Source organism: Microbacterium kribbense, assembly GCF_039537285.1.
Classification (GTDB): Bacteria; Actinomycetota; Actinomycetes; order Actinomycetales; family Microbacteriaceae; genus Microbacterium; species Microbacterium kribbense.
Genome location: NZ_BAABAF010000006.1, coordinates 1 through 16,267, shown reverse-complemented (window position 1 = coordinate 16,267; position 16,267 = coordinate 1). Strand labels below are relative to the sequence as shown.

Here is a 16,267-nt window from a genome sequence, read left to right as displayed (position 1 = left end):
ACGGCGGGGGGCTCCGGCACGGCCCCTCGGCGGCCGTTCAGTCCGTGCTGCCGCCGCCGAGCACGAACTCGCGGAACATCGCCGTCTGGGTCAGGGCGGAGAACAGGAAGAAGCCGGTCATGTTCGACCAGCCCGCCGTCCAGGTCAGCTGCGCGGCGATCTTCCACGGCGAGGCGTTCGGATCGGCCGCGAGCACGGCGGCGACCTCGGCGGCGCGGCGCGCATGATGGCGCTCATGCCTGCGGGCGCGTGCTGCCAGCCCGGTGAACCGGTATCCGTGGCCGGGCAGCGCCTCGTGGTCGTCGAACGCGGCGACCGCGCGCAGCGACCGCAGGTAGTCCGCCAGCGGATTGGTCGCGGTCGGTCCCCCCAGGCCCAGCCCGGCGTGCATCGTGGGCAGGATGTGGTCGCCGGTGAACAGGATCGCGCGCGCGTCGTCGCGCAGGCAGATGCTGCCGGCGGTGTGGCCGGGGGTGGACATCACCCGCAGCGAGAAGCCGGGGACCTCGAGCACGTCGCCGTCGCCCACGGTAGTGTCGGCGGCCACGAACATCGGCGCCGGCTGCGCGTCGCGCAGCCGGTAGATCTCGGCCCGGCGGCCTTCGGGCACACCCCACTCGTCCAGGTGTCGGCTCAGGGCCGGCTCGGTCCATCGAGCGGGCTCTCCCGCCGCGATGGCCGCCGCATCGGCGGCATGCAGCGTCACGGTGGCGCCGGATGCCGCACGCAGCCGGTTCACCATGCCGAGGTGGTCCGGGTGCATGTGCGTGACGGTGACCGAGGCGATCTGCTCGGGCTGCCCGCCGACGGCGCGCACCGCGTCGGCGAGCACCCGCCAGTTCTCGTCGGTGTCCCACCCGGTGTCGATGACGTGGATGCCGCCGTCGGCATCCCGCAGCAGGTAGGCCAGCGAGAACCCGATGTGCTGGCCGCTGGGCATCGGCAGGGCCACCGCCCAGACGTCGCTGCGCACCTGCTCCAGCGGCGGCACGGTGCCGTCGGCGACCGCGGCGGACTGGCCTGCACTGGTGGACTGGAACGGGCGGCGCGCGACCGCCGCTTCACCACGCGCTGTGCTCAGATCCCGCTGCCGCGGCATGCGCCCACCTCCGAACTGTTCCTTCGCACTCTATTGCGCGCCGCCCGCGCGGGCCGCATCGCGCCCGCCTCACAGCGGCGGCGCCGCGGTCTCGAGCGCACCGCGGATCTTCTGCGCCGTCGCCACGAACGCCGCCGTCTCCTGCGCCGACAGTCCCGCGACGGTCTGCTCGTTGAGGCCGCGCCACACCGCGATGACGTCGTCGTGCAGGCGCCGTCCGGCCGCGGTGAGCGAGACCACGCTGATCCGCTTGTCTTCGTCCGAGGCGCGCCGGCGCACCAGTCCGGTCTTCTCCAGGCGCGCCACGGTCTTGGCGACGGTCGGATGGCTGACCTTCAGCGCATCCACCAGGACCTTCTGCGACAGCCCATCCGGCGCGGCGGCGAGCTGGATGAGCATGATCTCCTGATTGGGGAACAGACCCAGCCGCGACAGCTGCGCGGCGGCGATGGCCCGGTGCGTGCGGGCCATCGCATAGATCGCATAGCTGACCGGGAACAGCGCCTCCAGCTCGGATGCCTCCGCCGCAGGGCGCTGTTCCTCGGTCATCGTCACTCCTCAGGTCGAGTCGGCGGCAGCACGCCTCATACCGGCTGCAGCACGTCCAGCGTCGGGTAGTCCGTGTACCCGGCCGCACCCCCACCGTAGAACGTCGACGGGTCGGCGACGTTGAGCCGCGCGCCCGCGCGCAGTCGCGCCAGGATGTCGGGGTTGGCCAGAGCGCTGCTGCCCAGGGGCAGCACATCGGCGATCCCCGCCGCCAACTCGGCGTCCAGCGCGTCCCGATCGACCGTCCGCCCGGCGCGCAGCAGCAGCAGTGTGTTCGGCCACGCGCGGCGCAGGTCGGCCAGCAGCTGCTCGTCTGCGGAGACGTGCAGCAGGTGCAGATACGCGAGATCCAGGGCGGCGAGACCGCCGACCAGGTGACGGTACAGGTCGGCGGCATCCAGACCCTCATCCAGCCCGCCGAGCCGGCCGCCCGGCGAGAGCCGGATGCCGACCCGCTCCGCGCCGATCTCGTCGGCGACGGCCGCCGCGATCTCGAGCATGAGCCGCGCGCGGTTCGCGATCGAGCCGCCGTACCGGTCGGTGCGAGTGTTGGCGTTGGGGGCGAGGAACTGCTGCAGGAGGTATCCGTTGCCGCCGTGCAGCTCGATGCCGTCGGCACCGGCGGCGATGGCCGCTGCCGCCGCCCGCCGGAAGTCGGCGACGGTCGTCGCGATCTCGGCGATCGTCAGCGCCCGCGGGGTGGGCACCGGCTGCGCGCCGGAGGGGGTGAAGATCGTCACGCCCGGTGCGATCGCCGACGGCGCGAGCGCCGGGCGGTGGTGCGGGGTGTTGGCCGGGTGCGACATCCGCCCGACGTGCATGAGCTGGATGAACACCCGGCCGCCGCGCTCGTGCACGGCGTCGGTGATCTGCCGCCACCCGGCGATGTGCTCGGGTCGGTAGATGCCGGGGGTGTTCAGGTACCCCTGGCCGTCGTCCGAGGGCTGCGTGCCCTCGGTGATCAGCAGCCCGAGGTCGGCCCGCTGCGCGTAGTACTGCGCCGCCAACGGCCCGGGTGTGCCGTCGGTCAGCGCCCGGCTGCGCGTCATCGGCGCCAGCGCGAGGCGGTGCGCCAGCTGCAGGTTCTTGATCGTGATCGGGTCGGTGATGGTGGTCATGATTCGCTTTCGGTGTCGGTGGTGGTCAGTTCCCGCAGATAATCGGTGACGCTCGTCGCCGCGCGGCCGAGGATCGTGTCGAGCACGAGGGAGTTGCCGCCGTGCAGGCCCGCGCCGTCGTAGTGCTCGAACATGCGCTGCAGCCCGTCGCGCAGGTGCGCGGGCATCCTCGGGTCCCGGTCCTCCGGGCTGCCGGAGGTCGCGCGCACCGGCCGGCCCAGCAGCTCGGTCAGTGCCGCGGCGATGTCTTCGCGCGAGAACTGCCCGGGCCCGGACAGTTCGAACGTGCCGCCGAGCAGCCGGTCGGTGGTCAGCGCCAGTGCCGCCGCTTCGGCGACGTCGCGATAGTCCACGTACGCGAACCTCGTCGTCGCCGAATACGGGCCGCCGATCACGCCGCCGGCACGGGCGGCGGCCACGTGACCGCCCAGCTGCGCCATGAACATCGCCGGCTGCAGAACGGTGAACTCCAAATCCGAGTCGTAGATCGCCTGCTCGACCGGCGCCTTGTCACGATGATTCGACAACGCCACCAGCGACGGGTGGTAGACGCTGGAGAACACGATCCGGCGCACCCCCGCCGCTGCCGCAGCAGCGACCATCACCGTCCCGGTAGCCGCCTCGTCGGGCACGAATGCGGGCACGATGTGGAAGACGGCATCCACGCCGGCGAGCGCGGCGGCCAGCTGCTGCGGGTCGTTCAGATCCGCGACGACGGTGTCGACCGCCCCGTTCTCCCGCGCCGCCGCTGCCCGCGACGGCGCATGCACCAGACCCCGCACCTCGACGCCCCGGCGCGCGAGCGCCCGGGTGACCAGACCGGCGGATGGTCCCGCCGCTCCCACTGCAAGAACCTTCATGGCTTTCTCCTCGTGTGTGAGCTCACCGCCGAGCGATCCATGTTGCCGGCTACATGAGTACTGACAGAGGTAAATGTAGCCAGCTACGTATTTATTCCGCCTTGTCGAAGATGGCCGTCAGCTGAGCATCCGGGATGAAAATCCGTGACCGTCTCGCCTGCCGTGCGCACAGCGTAGGCTCGACGCATGAGCAGGGTATGGGTGCGCTGGTTGCCCGCCATCGTGATCCCGGTGGTGATCGCCGGCGGCACGCTGGCGGCGAATGCGCAGATGAACGTCACGGTGCCGGATCGGACACCGGCGCAGGTGCTGGCCCTGGCTGCGGGCAGCTCGGTGCACACGTTCTCGGGCACCGTGCAGCAGACCTCCGATCTGGGGCTTCCCGAGCTGCCCAGCACCGGACCGGCCGCAGGAATGGCGGGTGCGGCGGGTGCATCCGGCGCCGACGCCGCAGCGGCCTCGGCCATCGGACTGCTCACCGGCACGCACACGGCACGGATCTATGCGGATGGGCCCGCCAAGCAGCGCATCCAGGTGATGGATGCCCTGGCCGAGCGTGATCTGATCCGAAACGGCACGCAGCTGTGGCTGTATGACTCGAACAAGGCCACCGCCACACACCTGAGCCTGCCGAGCGCATCGGCGCCGCCGCAGCATGAGATCGCGGCCACACCGGCCGAGGTGGCGCAGCGGCTGCTGAAGGACTTGACGCCCAGCACCGCGGTGACCCTCGGTGAGGCGGTCAGCGTCGCGGGCCATGACGCCTACGACCTGGTGCTGACACCGCGCACGTCCGGCACCCTGATCGGGTCCGTCTCGATCGCCGTCGATGCCCAGAACGGATTCCCGCTGAGCGTCGCCGTCACCGCGCGCGGCGCGCAGTCGCCGGCCCTGCACGTCGCGTTCACGCACCTGGACTACCGGGCACCGGCGGCCGACCTGTTCACCTTCTCGCCGCCGGCGGGCACCACCGTCACGCAGCAGAAGCTCCCGGCCCTGCCAGCACGCCCGGAGCACGGCGCGGCAGGCCCGGGGCACGGCACCGACCAGGCGCACCAGCCGACGCTGACCGGCACTGGGTGGGCCACGATCGTGCAGCTGCGCGCGGGCAGCGTGCCCACCGCGGTGCACCGCATGCCGCTGCTGAACCAGCTGACGACCCCCGCAGCCTCCGGCCGGGTGCTCAGCACGTCGCTCGTGAACGTGCTGCTGACGCAGGACGGACGCGTCTTCGCCGGCTCGGTGCCGGTGTCGGCTCTCGAGGCCGCGGCGGACCGCTAGTGTCCGCGCGGTCGTGACCGGCAGCGCCGTGGCGGGCAGCGCCGTGACGGGCGACCTGACGGGCAGCGACGCGAGCGCTCGCGACGCTGCGGGGGCGGAACCGGCGATCCGCACCCGGGGCCTGAGCAAGCGGTTCGGCCGGCGCACCGCCGTCGACGGCGTCGACCTCACCGTGCCGCGCGGCGCCGTGTTCGGCTTCCTCGGACCGAACGGCTCGGGCAAGACGACCACGATCCGGATGCTGCTGGGCCTTGCCGGCGCCACGAGCGGCGACGTGCAGGTGCTCGGGCGCAGCATGCCCCGCGCGGCCGACGAGGTGCTGCCCCGCGTGGGCGCGCTGGTGGAGGGCGCCGCGTTCTACCCGTTCCTGTCCGGCGCCTCGAATCTGCGCCGCTTCGATGCCGCCGACCGGCGCGCATCGCGGGCGACCCGTGCGGTGCGCGTGGCCGACGCGATCGAACGGGTCGGGCTCGGCCACGCCGCGCACAAGCAGGTGCACGCCTACTCGCTGGGCATGAAGCAGCGGCTCGGCATCGCGCAGGCGCTGCTCTCGCCGCGCGAACTGCTCGTGCTGGACGAGCCCACCAACGGACTCGACCCGCAGGGCACCCGCGAGGTGCGCGCGCTCATCCGCTCGCTCGCCGACGACGGCGCGACGGTCTTCGTCTCGAGCCACCTGCTCAGCGAGATCGAGCAGATGTGCACGCACGCGGCGGTGCTGCGCGCCGGCCGGCTGGTGGCGCAGGGCACGATCGACCAGCTGCGCCGGTCCGGCCGCGCCCAGGTGCGGGTGCAGACCCCGGATGCCGATGCGGCGGGCCGCATCCTCGCCGGCTTCGGATTCGTGGTCGGCAGCGGGCATCCGGACGGCTGGGTCATCGCCCAGGCGCCGCACGACGAGGACGGGGCCGACGGCGCCGCGGGGGCCGACTCGACGGACGAGGCCGGCGCCGGCGCACCGGCGCCGCCCGCGCCCGAGCAGATCGTCGCGGCGCTGGTGGGCGGCGGCGTGCGGGTGCGCGGATTCGCGGTGGATGAGCCGAGTCTCGAGGATCGGTTCGTGGAGCTGACCGGGGAGGGCTTCGATGTCGCCGGCTGAGTCAGTGCGCGCGACCGCGAACCCGGGCGCGGCGCCCGCCGCGAGGCCGGGCGTGGGGTGGGCGCTGCTGGCGTCCGAGCTGAGCGTGCTCTTCCGGCGCTGGCGCACCTGGGCGATGCTGGCGGCGCTGGCGGCCGTGCCCCTCCTGATCGCGATCGCCGTGCGGGCCACGACGCACGAGCCGCCCGCCGGGCGCGGCCCGCAGTTCCTGAGCCAGATCACACACAACGGGTTCTTCGTCGGGTTGACCGGGCTGCTGGTGTGCATCCCGCTGTTCCTGCCGCTGACGGTCGGCGTCGTCGCCGGCGACACCATCGCGGGCGAGGCCGGCCACGGCACGCTGCGCTATCTGCTGATCGCGCCGGCCGGGCGCATCCGGCTGCTGGTCGTGAAGTACCTCGGCGCGGCGGTCTTTTGCGCGGCGGGCACGCTGGCCGTCATCGTCGCCGGGCTCGCGATCGGCGCCGCACTGTTCCCGATCGGGCCGGTGACGCTGCTGTCCGGCAGCACGGTCGGCTTCGGCGAGGCGATCGTGCGGCTGCTGCTGATCGGCGTGTTCGTGCTGATCTCGCTGCTCGGGCTGTGCGCGATCGGCCTGTTCATCTCCACCCTCACCAATGTGCCGGTCGGCGCCATGGCCGCGACCGTGGTGCTGGCGGTGATGTCGCAGGTGCTGGATTCGGTGCCGCAGCTGGACTGGCTCGGGCCGTGGCTGTTCAGCCACTATTGGCTGTCGTTCGCCGACCTGCTGCGCGAGCCGATCTCGTGGACCTCGCTCGGCGACAACGCCCTGCTGCAGCTGGGCTATGTCGCCGTGTGCGGGGCGCTGGCGTATGGGCGGTTCAGCACGAAAGACATCCTGTCGTAGCCTCAGGCCAGGTGCGCGCGCACCTCGGCCGCCATCGCCTCCGGCGTCAGATCGATCATCGCCTCGCTGTGCAGACGCTCGAAATAAGTGACGTCGCTGCGATACATCGCCTCGGCGTTGGCGCGACTGACCACGCGCAGCAGCAGCGAATACCGGCCGGACGGCGCCGGCCCGCCGCCGTACAGCGCCCAGTTGAACGACGTGAGGTTCAGCGCGTAATACGTCTGGAACACACCGGAGAGCACAGTGCCCAGGTCGGCGCAGTCCGCGGCGGTCAGATCCGTGATGTCGTGAGCACCGTCGATGACGGCCCAGACCTCATGGAAGCCGATCGGCGCCCACGGGGTCAACGCGCAGACGCGGCCGCGCCGGCCGATCCACCGGTCGCCGCCGTCCTCCTGCGCCAGCAGAGTGTCCCAGTACGACTCGGCTCCCGGCCAGGCCTCGGACAGCCGCACCAGGTTGCGCTGGGTCGTGGTGCCGATGTCGTCGTGCGCGGATTGACCGTGCGGGTGGACGAGCGAACTGCCGCTGGGGGGCAGATAGTTGGCGTTGACCGACGACCACATCGGACGGATGCGGCGCACCCCGCGGGTGTAGTCGGCGAACGCCGACAGCAGGTCGCCGACCCGGCCCGGCGTCAGCTCGGGCAGGTCGAGGAAGTGCGACCCGGTGTCATACAGGCCCACTGAGGAGAACTCGGAGTAGGCCATCACGTTCGGCACGATCACGGCCGAGCCGCGCCGGATGCGGCCCTCGTCGGTTATCGCGGGGTCGAGCAGTCCGGTGGCGGTCTCGATGGTCCCCGCGCAGAACGGGCAGAACGACGGCGCCGCCGTCAGCGCGGTCAGATCGGGCCGCGTCTCGGGGGCGAGCCGGGTGCCCGAGACGATCCGGGAGGTGTGCCCGGTCAGCGGGTCCACCCGGATCTTCAGCGGGACCTCGATGATGGAAGTCGGGTCAGTCAGCTCCGGCACCCGGGCGGTGATGTCGTGCTGCACGAACGGTATCGATGCCATAGCGGCAGGTTACCCTGCTGCCCCCACCCGCTCAGGCCGGCCGGGTGAGGCGGCGCCCGATGATCTCCTTCATGATCTCGGTGGTGCCGCCGAAGATCGTCGAGACCCGGGAATCGAGGTAATCCTGGGCGACGGCGTACTCGCGCATGAAGCCGTATCCGCCGTGCAGCTGGACCGCGCGCTGGATGACCCGCTGGTGCAGTTCGGTGACCCACCACTTGGCCATCGCCGCCGTCACCTCGTCGAGGGTGTGCTCGGCGGCGTCCAGAATGCACCGGTCGACGAAGACCTGGGCGATCTCGATCTCGGTGGCAAGCTCCGCGAGGTAGAAGCGATTGGCTTGGAAGTCGGCGATCCGCTGTCCGAACGCCTTCCGGTCGCAGGCGTAGGCCAGCGCCTGATCGAAGGTGGCCCGCATCCGCGCCATGGCCGTGACCGCGATGTCCAGACGTTCGACGGGCAGGTTGCGTCGCATCTGCGTCCAGCCCTCGCCCTCTTGGCCGAGCACATGGGTGCGCGGCACGCGGACGTCGTCGAAGAAGAGCTCGGCGGTGTCCTGCGCGGACAGTCCGACCTTCTTCAGCGGGCCGCTGCGCGTGAATCCCGGTATGTCGGGCTCGACGACCAGCAGGCTGATCCCGGCGCGCCCGGCGTCGGGGTCGGTGCGGCAGGCGACGATGAAGACGTCGGCCAGCAGTCCGTTGGAGATGAAGGTCTTGGCGCCGTTGAGCACGAAGGCGTCGCCGTCGGGCCGCGCCGTCGTCGTGATGCCGGCGAGGTCCGATCCGGCGCCGGGTTCGGTCATCGCGATCGCGCCGACCTTCTCGCCGGCGATCATCGGCGCCAGCCACCGCTGGTTCTGCTCGTCGGTGCCGAACGCGATGAAGTAGGGGGCCACCAGATCGTTGAAGCCGCACAGCGACATCGAGACCGCGGTCGCGCCGACCCGCACTATCTCTTCGATGACGATCGCGTTGAAGCGGAAGTCGGCCACGCCGCCGCCGCCGAACTCCTCGGGTGCGGACATGCCCAGGATGCCGGCGGCGCCGGCCTCCTGGAACAGGCTGCGGTCCACTCGACCGGCGGCGATCCACGCGTCCAGGTTCGGGACGACCTGGCGTTCGACGAAGCGCCGCACCATGGCGCGGAAGTCGTCGTGGGACTCATCGAAAATGGTTCGCGGGAGGGAGACGGAGGCCATCCCCCGATCATAGGCGCGCGCGGTGCTGCCCCTGCGACCGGCACCGGATCGGCCGGCCGCATCGCGCTATTGTCGTTGTGTGCGCCTGGGAGTCCTCGACATCGGCTCGAACACCGTCCACCTGCTCGTGGCGGACGTCTTTCCCGGCGGCAGACCGCTGGGTCGCACGAGCGAGCGCACCGTTCTGCGCCTGATGCGCTACCTCGGTCCCGACGGCGAGATCACCGAGGAAGGCATCCAGGCACTCGAAGCGGCCGTCTCCCGCGCCCGCGAGATCGCGGCGACCGAGAACGTCGAAGAGCTCCTCGCGACGGCGACGTCCGCGGTCCGCGAGGCGGCCAACGGCGCAGAAGTGATCGCGCGCATCGAGGCCGCGCTCGGTCAGGACCTGCAGGTGCTCGGCGGCGAGACCGAAGCGCGATTCACGTTCCTCGCCGTGCGCCGCTGGTTCGGGTGGGCCGCGGGCCAGATCCTGCTGATCGACATCGGCGGTGGCTCGCTCGAGCTGGCGGCGGGTCCCGAGGAGCTGCCGGATGCCGCAGCATCGGTGCCCCTGGGCGCCGGCCGGATGACCCTGGCCTACCTGCCGGGCGATCCGCCGGACGAAGGCGCCGTGCAGCGGCTGCGGGCGCACGCCGACCAGACCCTGCAGCCGGTGGCCGACGCGTTCGCGGGGCTGGCTCGCCCCGACCTCGCGGTGGGCTCGTCCAAGGCGATCCGGTCGCTGGCGCGGCTCACCGGCTATTCCACGAACGGGCCGGCCGGGGTGGAACGGCTGCGGATGCCGCGGGCGTCGCTCGAATCGTGGATTCCGCGTCTGGCCCGCCTTCCCGCCAGTGCGCGCCAGGAGCTGCCCGGAATCACCCCCGACCGCACGTTCCAGATCGTCGCCGCCGCCGTCGTCGTGCACGCGGCGATGGCCGCGCTGGGCGTGGACGAACTGGAGGTGGCGCCCTGGGCGCTGCGCGAGGGCGTGCTGCTGCGCTACATCGAGTCGATGGCCTGGGCGCCGCCCGGCGCCTGAGTGCCCGATGCCGACCGGATCTCGCAAACCATTGTAAAAAACAATGAACTGCTTTAGCGTGTCCGATGGATCACCTCCACAGAACGCAATGACGCGTCGGCCATCCGCATCACCACCCTCGATCGTGGGCCGGTCAGCTGCCCGATGAAGGGATGGACATGGTCACTACGAGAAATGCGATCGGATCGATGGATGGCACAGCCGGGGCCGCACGGCAGGGGCCGTATGGTGAGCGCGCGCTTACAGGATGAACACGCCCGGCCTCGATGTCGACCGGCACGGCCTGGGGAGGTGTGCAGTGACTGTGGAGCCCCCCGCGATCTCGACGCCGTCCATCCGGCGGCTCGCGGGCAACATCGGCTTCCTCGCCGCCCGATTCTCCTGGTTCGCCGCGCGACCCGCGAATGCCGCCCTGACACCGTTCGACCTGCGCACCCGCCAGTACTCCGGGCTGGAACCGGCCGGTGTCGGCTCCGGGACCACGCAGCGCGATATCGTCCGCGCACTGCGCCTCGACTCGAGCGCCGTGGTCGGGCTCGTCGACGGCCTCGCGGCAGCTGGTGGGTGCGGCTGCGACGCTGCGCCACGTGCGGACACATCGGATGCTGCGACTCCTCGTTGAACCGCCACGCCACCGCGCACGCACGCGCCACCGGGCACCGCGTGATGCAGAGCTTCGAACCGGGCGAGGACTGGTTCTGGGACTTCGAGGCCGGCGTGCAGATCACCGGGCCCGAGCTGGCTCCGCCGACCAGCCATCCGGAATCGCAGTCGGTGCCGGGACCGGCCGGCCGCGTCCCGGACGACTGGCAGCAGATTCTGGCCGCTCGCGACGCCGACGCCTGAGCGCGCCGCGCATCCGACTCAGCCGCGCAGCGCGAGGACGAGCGGCAGCACCGCGTCCGCTCCGCGGCGACGCAGTTCGCGTGCGGCGACGGTGAGCGTCCAGCGACTGTCGGCGAGGTCGTCGACCAGCAGGATCGGCCCGGCCGGCAGCGACAACGCCGACGCATCCCATCGGTCCCAGACCCCGGCCAGCCGATAGACGCTGTTGCCGCCCGGCTCGCCGGCCGGGCCGCCGCCGCGCGCGGCCAGCGTGCCGACGAAGGGCAGCCGCCCGGCCGCGGCCAGACCGCGCGCGAGCGTGTCGATCAGCAGCGGCCGGCGACCCGAGGCCATCGCGACGATGCCGGTCGGACGCTGCGCCCACGGCCAGTCGGCGAGCACCCGCACTGCGGCGTCCAGCAGCGCGGGGCTGATCGGCCCGTCCTTCGGGTCGGCGAACAGCGTCCGCAGCGCACCGCCCCACCCCAGATCGGTCAGCCTCGCGAGTGCACGGCCCTCCTCGGACCGCTCCTCCGCGGCGATCCTGCCCTTGACCGGCACCCCGAGCCGGTCGGCTCCGGTCGGCCACTGCGCACGCGGTTCGATCGGAACGCCGACCCGATCCAGCGACGACGCCGCCGAAGCCGTTGCCGTCTCGGCGATCTGCGGCGAGAACCAGACGCCCGCGCAGTTGTCGCACCGCCCGCATTCGGTGGCGGTGTCGTCGTCGAGCAGTCGCTGCAGGAACTCCATCCGGCATCCATCGGTCTGTTCGTACGCCACCATGTGCTGCTGCTCGGCCCGCCGCTCGGCCGCGATGCGGTCGTACCGTTCGGCGTCGTAGACCCACGGCGTGCCGGTGGCGACCCAGCCGCCGCGCACCCGATGCACGGCCCCGTCCACGTCGAGCACCTTCAGCAGCAGCTCCAGCGGCGTGCGCCGGACGTCCACCAGCGCCTCCAGTGCGGGCGTCGACAGCGGCGCGTCGCCGAGGGCGCCGATGACCCGCTCGGCGCGCTCGCGGGTCGGCATCGACGCGGTGGCGAAATAGCGCCAGATATCGGGGTCCTCGGGGCCCGGCAGCAGCAGCACGTCGGCGTTCGCGGTCGCGCGGCCGGCGCGCCCGACCTGCTGGTAGTACGCGACGGGCGAGGACGGCGCGCCGAGGTGGATGACGAACCCGAGGTCGGGCTTGTCGAATCCCATTCCGAGCGCGCTCGTGGCCACCAGCGCCTTCACCTCGTTGCGCTTCAGGCGCGCCTCGAGCTCTTCGCGCTCGGCGGGGTCGGTGCGGCCGGTGTAGGCGCGCACCTCGTGACCGGCTTCGCGCAGCAGCCGCGCGACATCCTCCGCACCGCTGACGGTGAGGCTGTAGATGATGCCCGACCCGGTGAAGTCGTCCAGATGCGTGAGCAGCCAGGCCAGCCGCGCCCGGGCGCTGGGTAGCCGCAGCACGCCGAGCCGCAGCGATGACCGTGCCAGCGGACCGCGGATCGTGAGCACCGGCGGCGCGTCCGCACCGCCGCCCAGCTGCTCGGCGACATCGGTCACGACGCGGCTGTTGGCCGTCGCCGTCGTCGCGAGTATCGGGACGACCGGCGGCAGCCGTCGGATCAGCTCGCCGAGCCGGCGGTAGTCGGGACGGAAGTCGTGCCCCCAGTCGCTGATGCAATGGGCTTCGTCGACCACCAGCATCCCCATTCGGTCCACCAGCGTCGGCAGCTGCTCATCGCGGAACGACGGGTTGTTCAGGCGCTCGGGTGAGACCAGCAGCACGTCGACCGAATCATCGGCCAGCCGCGCGCGCACCTGGTCCCACTCGTGCGCATTCGTGGAGTTGATCGCGACCGCCCGCACACCGGCACGCTCGGCGGCGGCGATCTGGTCGCGCATCAGAGCCAGCAACGGCGAGACCAGCACCGTCGGGCCGGCGCCCTGCCTGCGCAGCAGCAGCGTCGCGACGAAGTAGACGGCGGACTTGCCCCATCCGGTGCGCTGCACCACCAGCGCGCGGCGGCGGGCGCGCACGAGCGCCTCGATGGCCTCGAACTGCCCGTCGTGGAAGACGGCGGCGTGCCCGACGAGCGCCCGCAGCATCTCGCGAGCTTCGGTGCGGAGGTCGTCGGTCATCCCTCGAGTCTGTCAGGGGCGGACGACACACGCCGCCGCCGCGGGCCGCGCCAGACGTGGCGGACGCCGGTCCCGGGTGTTCGCGCCGCGTGACCTGGCCGGCCCCCGCTCAGGCGTAGAAGCCGTCGCGCAGGTTGATGCCGTGCTCGACCCACACCTTCAGCGCGGCGAGCATGCCCGTCCACCCCTCGCAGTTGTCGAACGCGTGGTGCGCACCGTCGGGGGTGACCTGCCAGGACGACTCGGTGATCGTCACCAGCGTGCGCGCCCCGTCGTCGATCGGCTCGAATTCGAACGTCGTGGTCGTCCGACCGTCGGCGGCGGTGACGGACTGGCCGCCCCAGCGGATCACGATGCGGGTCGGTGGCTGGGCCTCGACCACGTCGACGGGAAATCGTCCGGGGAAGTCGCGGAAGTCCCAGGAGACGTCGGCCCCCGCGTCGAGGCGGCCGCGCGCTCCCCCGGTCGTGAAATAGTGCGAGAGCTGTTCAGGGTCTGCGACGGCCTCGTACACCTCCGCGGGCGGGCGGGCGACGCGTCCCGACACCGTGAACGTCAATTCCTTCAGTTCGCCAGTCATGTTGTATTTTTACAACATGTCGGTGGAGTCGCACAAGCCCTCGGACGACGACCGCGTCTTCAAAGCGCTTGCGTCGCCCGTGCGCCGCAGCATCCTCGACGCCCTCAAAGAGGCGCCGCGCACGACGGGGGCGCTGTGCGACCTGTTCGGCGATCTGGACCGCACCACGGTGCTGCAGCATCTGCGCGTGCTGGAGGCGGCGGAACTCGTCACCGGACGAAGGGTGGGGCGCGAGCGCCACCTGGCGCTCGCGCCCGTGCCGATCAAGCGGATCCACGACCGATGGATCGACGGCTACACGCGTGCCGCCGTCGACCTGCTCGCCCGTCTCGACACATGAGTCGGATGCCGGCGCCGGCCATTCGACGATGCCGGGTGCCGGCATCGAGCATGCATACGCTCAGTACGCGCCGACGCCCACGCGGGAGTTCACGCCGAGCGAGAAGTCGAATCCCGCCCCAGCGCGAGCCACGCCCATCTCCAGCACGGCCGCGCCCTCCAGCCAGTGCGCCATGATCAGGTCACCGGCGTCCCGAGGACGAAGTCCGAGACTCGTGATGAACGCGGCCAAGCTCTCCTTGGCCCGCGTGTCGTCACCGGCCATGAACACGTCGACCGGGTCGCCCGCGGCCACGATATGGGCGAACAGGGTGTTGAACGCCTTCAGGACGTGGGCACCGGCCGGCGCGACGTCGGCGACCAGCTGCGCGCTCGACGTGTCATAGGGGATGGCGAGCCCCGTGGCATCCGCGTTGAACGGGTTGGTGATGTCGACGACGATCTTGTCTGCCAGCGACTGCCCGAACTCGCGGACGACCGACACGGCCGCGGCGTGCAGCACGGCGAGGATCACGATGTCGCCGGTCGGCCTGGCGCCCCAGGTCCCCGTCGTCGCACCGTTGCCGAGGGCGCGTGCCGTGGCTGCCGCCTTGCCGACATTCCTCGCGAGGATCTCGACCGTGCTGCCGGTCTCGAGGGCCCGGGCGCCGATGGCCCGGGCCATGTTGCCCGAACCGATGATGCTGATACTGCTCATGAAATGCTCCCTTGTTCGTCCTGATCAGTGGGCCGTCAGGTTTGCCGGCGGTCGACCGGAACCTCAAGATGAGGCATTCCTCCGGTTGCCTGCATGGAACCGGAGGGGTGCCTCATGTATTCCAGATCGGCGAAATCCTGCCCGCGCGCCACCCGGCCTCGAGGGCCGGAAGCGCACGGTCGCACCAGAACCGGAGGCCACCCTCAGCTCGCGGGTTACACTGGCCGCATGAGTATCAGCGCAGTCGAGCGGAGGCGCATGCCGCAGCGCCGGGACGCCCGGGAGCGCCGTGCGAGGCTGCTTGTCGCGGCGCGCTGCGAGTTCGCCGCCCGTGGGGTGGATGCCTCGCTGGAGGCGATCGCCCGGGACGCCGGCGTCGCCATCGGGACCCTGTACCGCCACTTCCCGACCCGACTGGACCTGCTCCTGGCCGCTCTCGAACCTCGACTGCAGGAGTTCGCCGAGGGATCCGCGAAGGCGCTGCAGATCGACGATCCGTGGGACGGGTTCGTCGCCTATCTGGAGAACCTGCTGCGCGTGCAGGCGGGAGACCGCGGATTCAACGACTTCCTCTCCCGTCGGTTCCCCGGCAGCGCTGAGACCGAACTCATCCATGACCGGATGTGTCACGAGATCGAAGACGTGCTCACCCGGGCACAGGAAGCCGGCGCGGCGCGCCCCGACATCACGCAGGCCGACATCGTGAACCTCATCTGGTCCAACGGCCGGATGATCGACGCCACCAGCACCACCGCGCCCGACGCGTGGCGGCGGCACCTCTACCTGATGCTCGATGCCTACCGTGCCGAGCGCGCACATCCGCTGCCCGAGCCGCCGATGACGGATCAGCAGCTCTACGACGCCATGGTGCGTCTGAGCACGGCGAAGTAGCGGCGGTGGCCGCTCTGCCGGCCATGCAGGCTCTGGTGACACGGCCTGGCTAGGTGACCCCTGGGTGCGCAGCCTGGGGATGCGGCGGATGCGGCGCGGCGGGTGTGGACGGGGCTGATCCGCATCGGCCCTCGTCACGGGAAGCACCGGGTGGCGGTGCGGGCGGCGATCAGCGTCGCGGTGCCGCTGCTGGTGGGCAGTGACCGTCGGTGCGAGAGCACTGCTCATGATCGAGCTCGCCGTGCCCGCCGACCCCCCGACCCCCGGTGTTTCCAAGGGTTGCGGGCCGTCCGGGCACGACCTGGGCGCTTGGTCAGGCGAGCGGAACAGAGGCCGGCGTCTTCGCCTGGGCTCACGACCGGCAGCGGCCGGGCATGTGTCTGGGAGCCGTGACGGCGCTGCCCCCGACACTTGCGGCCGTCGCCGTCGCCCTGACGATCGCGATCCTGGCCCCGTCCAGCCGTCCGATCGCGGCGTCGCTGTCGGTGTATGCGATCATCTTGGTGCCCACGCTTGCGTACAGGGGGGCGGTTGCGGGCGTGCCGTTCGCGAGGCCCAGTCATTTGGTGCCGGTTGTGCGGTACCCTGGTCGCTGGTCGACACCTTTCGGCGCGTCGAGTCCCCAGCTCGATCAGTGCCTGTTCCCCAGACGTGGCCGCGTCGGGAGATGCTCAACCCATGGTGGGT

General features: G+C 71.4%; 16 protein-coding genes and 1 pseudogene. 8 read left to right on the top strand and 9 right to left on the bottom strand.

Annotated elements, in window-relative coordinates:
* Positions 1 to 37: 37 nt before the first annotated feature.
* The 4 genes from ABD705_RS08325 to ABD705_RS08310 all read right to left on the bottom strand — a co-directional run bounded on the left by ABD705_RS08325 (position 38) and on the right by ABD705_RS08310 (position 3,626).
* Positions 38 to 1,099, bottom strand: coding sequence for an MBL fold metallo-hydrolase (locus ABD705_RS08325; protein ID WP_344782470.1), 1,062 nt, complete (start codon positions 1,097 to 1,099; stop codon positions 38 to 40).
* A gap of 69 nt (positions 1,100 to 1,168) precedes the next feature.
* Positions 1,169 to 1,648: a MarR family winged helix-turn-helix transcriptional regulator gene (locus ABD705_RS08320; RefSeq protein WP_344782468.1), complete on the bottom strand. Its 480-nt coding sequence runs from the start codon at positions 1,646 to 1,648 to the stop codon at positions 1,169 to 1,171.
* Positions 1,649 to 1,683: 35 nt separating this feature from the next.
* Positions 1,684 to 2,766, bottom strand: coding sequence for an alkene reductase (locus tag ABD705_RS08315; RefSeq protein ID WP_344782466.1), 1,083 nt, complete (start codon positions 2,764 to 2,766; stop codon positions 1,684 to 1,686).
* Complete coding sequence (locus tag ABD705_RS08310; protein ID WP_344782464.1) at positions 2,763 to 3,626, bottom strand: SDR family oxidoreductase; 864 nt, start codon at positions 3,624 to 3,626, stop codon at positions 2,763 to 2,765. The genes ABD705_RS08315 and ABD705_RS08310 overlap by 4 nt, the downstream gene beginning before the upstream one ends.
* A 186-nt stretch (positions 3,627 to 3,812) precedes the next feature.
* Between ABD705_RS08310 and ABD705_RS08305 the strand changes: the two genes are divergently transcribed.
* From ABD705_RS08305 to ABD705_RS08295, 3 genes are read left to right on the top strand one after another with little or no spacing between them, the layout of a single operon-like run.
* Complete coding sequence (locus tag ABD705_RS08305; RefSeq protein ID WP_344782462.1) at positions 3,813 to 4,907, top strand: LolA family protein; 1,095 nt, start codon at positions 3,813 to 3,815, stop codon at positions 4,905 to 4,907.
* Between the two features lie 55 nt (positions 4,908 to 4,962).
* Positions 4,963 to 6,006: an ABC transporter ATP-binding protein gene (locus ABD705_RS08300; protein WP_425562062.1), complete on the top strand. Its 1,044-nt coding sequence runs from the start codon at positions 4,963 to 4,965 to the stop codon at positions 6,004 to 6,006.
* Complete coding sequence (locus ABD705_RS08295) at positions 5,993 to 6,874, top strand: ABC transporter permease (RefSeq protein WP_425562057.1); 882 nt, start codon at positions 5,993 to 5,995, stop codon at positions 6,872 to 6,874. The genes ABD705_RS08300 and ABD705_RS08295 overlap by 14 nt, the downstream gene beginning before the upstream one ends.
* Positions 6,875 to 6,876: 2 nt before the next feature.
* Here ABD705_RS08295 and ABD705_RS08290 read toward each other — a convergent pair whose 3' ends face one another.
* Both ABD705_RS08290 and ABD705_RS08285 read right to left on the bottom strand, forming a co-directional pair.
* Positions 6,877 to 7,893, bottom strand: a complete 1,017-nt coding sequence (locus tag ABD705_RS08290) for a hypothetical protein (RefSeq protein WP_344782458.1) — start codon at positions 7,891 to 7,893, stop codon at positions 6,877 to 6,879.
* A gap of 31 nt (positions 7,894 to 7,924) precedes the next feature.
* Positions 7,925 to 9,094: an acyl-CoA dehydrogenase family protein gene (locus ABD705_RS08285; protein WP_344782456.1), complete on the bottom strand. Its 1,170-nt coding sequence runs from the start codon at positions 9,092 to 9,094 to the stop codon at positions 7,925 to 7,927.
* Between the two features lie 79 nt (positions 9,095 to 9,173).
* On the opposite strand from ABD705_RS08285, the gene ABD705_RS08280 reads away from it, so the two are divergent.
* From ABD705_RS08280 to ABD705_RS08270, 3 genes and pseudogenes are all read left to right on the top strand, one after another.
* A complete protein-coding gene (locus tag ABD705_RS08280; protein WP_344782454.1) occupies positions 9,174 to 10,118 on the top strand; it encodes a Ppx/GppA phosphatase family protein in 945 nt (314 codons plus the stop codon).
* A gap of 298 nt (positions 10,119 to 10,416) precedes the next feature.
* Positions 10,417 to 10,740: a hypothetical protein gene (locus ABD705_RS08275; protein ID WP_344782904.1), complete on the top strand. Its 324-nt coding sequence runs from the start codon at positions 10,417 to 10,419 to the stop codon at positions 10,738 to 10,740.
* Positions 10,671 to 10,964, top strand: a pseudogene (locus tag ABD705_RS08270) (UBP-type zinc finger domain-containing protein); the annotation flags it as partial. The gene ABD705_RS08275 and the pseudogene ABD705_RS08270, both read left to right, overlap by 70 nt.
* Before the next feature lie 18 nt (positions 10,965 to 10,982).
* On the opposite strand, the gene ABD705_RS08265 reads toward ABD705_RS08270, so the two are convergent.
* Both ABD705_RS08265 and ABD705_RS08260 read right to left on the bottom strand, forming a co-directional pair.
* Complete coding sequence (locus tag ABD705_RS08265) at positions 10,983 to 13,073, bottom strand: RecQ family ATP-dependent DNA helicase (protein WP_344782452.1); 2,091 nt, start codon at positions 13,071 to 13,073, stop codon at positions 10,983 to 10,985.
* Between the two features lie 109 nt (positions 13,074 to 13,182).
* On the bottom strand, positions 13,183 to 13,653 hold the full coding sequence (locus ABD705_RS08260) for an SRPBCC family protein (protein ID WP_344782450.1): 471 nt from the start codon (positions 13,651 to 13,653) through the stop codon (positions 13,183 to 13,185).
* A gap of 16 nt (positions 13,654 to 13,669) precedes the next feature.
* On the opposite strand from ABD705_RS08260, the gene ABD705_RS08255 reads away from it, so the two are divergent.
* Positions 13,670 to 13,993 (top strand): ArsR/SmtB family transcription factor, encoded by a 324-nt coding sequence (locus ABD705_RS08255; RefSeq protein WP_344782448.1) that lies wholly within the window; start codon positions 13,670 to 13,672, stop codon positions 13,991 to 13,993.
* A 60-nt stretch (positions 13,994 to 14,053) separates the two neighbouring features.
* Here the strand turns inward: ABD705_RS08255 and ABD705_RS08250 are convergent, their stop codons facing one another.
* Complete coding sequence (locus ABD705_RS08250) at positions 14,054 to 14,689, bottom strand: NADPH-dependent F420 reductase (protein WP_344782446.1); 636 nt, start codon at positions 14,687 to 14,689, stop codon at positions 14,054 to 14,056.
* A 228-nt stretch (positions 14,690 to 14,917) separates the two neighbouring features.
* Between ABD705_RS08250 and ABD705_RS08245 the strand changes: the two genes are divergently transcribed.
* Positions 14,918 to 15,580, top strand: coding sequence for a TetR/AcrR family transcriptional regulator (locus ABD705_RS08245; protein ID WP_344782443.1), 663 nt, complete (start codon positions 14,918 to 14,920; stop codon positions 15,578 to 15,580).
* The last annotated feature ends 687 nt before the right edge of the window (positions 15,581 to 16,267 follow it).

Coding starts and splice junctions, on each gene's coding strand:
- ABD705_RS08325 (WP_344782470.1), bottom strand. CDS start 1,099: ATGCCGCGGCAGCGGGATCTGAGCACAGCGCGTGGTGAAGCGGCGGTC.
- ABD705_RS08255 (WP_344782448.1), top strand. CDS start 13,670: ATGTCGGTGGAGTCGCACAAGCCCTCGGACGACGACCGCGTCTTCAAA.
- ABD705_RS08290 (WP_344782458.1), bottom strand. CDS start 7,893: ATGGCATCGATACCGTTCGTGCAGCACGACATCACCGCCCGGGTGCCG.
- ABD705_RS08285 (WP_344782456.1), bottom strand. CDS start 9,094: ATGGCCTCCGTCTCCCTCCCGCGAACCATTTTCGATGAGTCCCACGAC.
- ABD705_RS08315 (WP_344782466.1), bottom strand. CDS start 2,766: ATGACCACCATCACCGACCCGATCACGATCAAGAACCTGCAGCTGGCG.
- ABD705_RS08320 (WP_344782468.1), bottom strand. CDS start 1,648: ATGACCGAGGAACAGCGCCCTGCGGCGGAGGCATCCGAGCTGGAGGCG.
- ABD705_RS08295 (WP_425562057.1), top strand. CDS start 5,993: ATGTCGCCGGCTGAGTCAGTGCGCGCGACCGCGAACCCGGGCGCGGCG.
- ABD705_RS08245 (WP_344782443.1), top strand. CDS start 14,918: ATGAGTATCAGCGCAGTCGAGCGGAGGCGCATGCCGCAGCGCCGGGAC.
- ABD705_RS08265 (WP_344782452.1), bottom strand. CDS start 13,073: ATGACCGACGACCTCCGCACCGAAGCTCGCGAGATGCTGCGGGCGCTC.
- ABD705_RS08250 (WP_344782446.1), bottom strand. CDS start 14,689: ATGAGCAGTATCAGCATCATCGGTTCGGGCAACATGGCCCGGGCCATC.
- ABD705_RS08310 (WP_344782464.1), bottom strand. CDS start 3,626: ATGAAGGTTCTTGCAGTGGGAGCGGCGGGACCATCCGCCGGTCTGGTC.
- ABD705_RS08305 (WP_344782462.1), top strand. CDS start 3,813: ATGAGCAGGGTATGGGTGCGCTGGTTGCCCGCCATCGTGATCCCGGTG.
- ABD705_RS08260 (WP_344782450.1), bottom strand. CDS start 13,653: ATGACTGGCGAACTGAAGGAATTGACGTTCACGGTGTCGGGACGCGTC.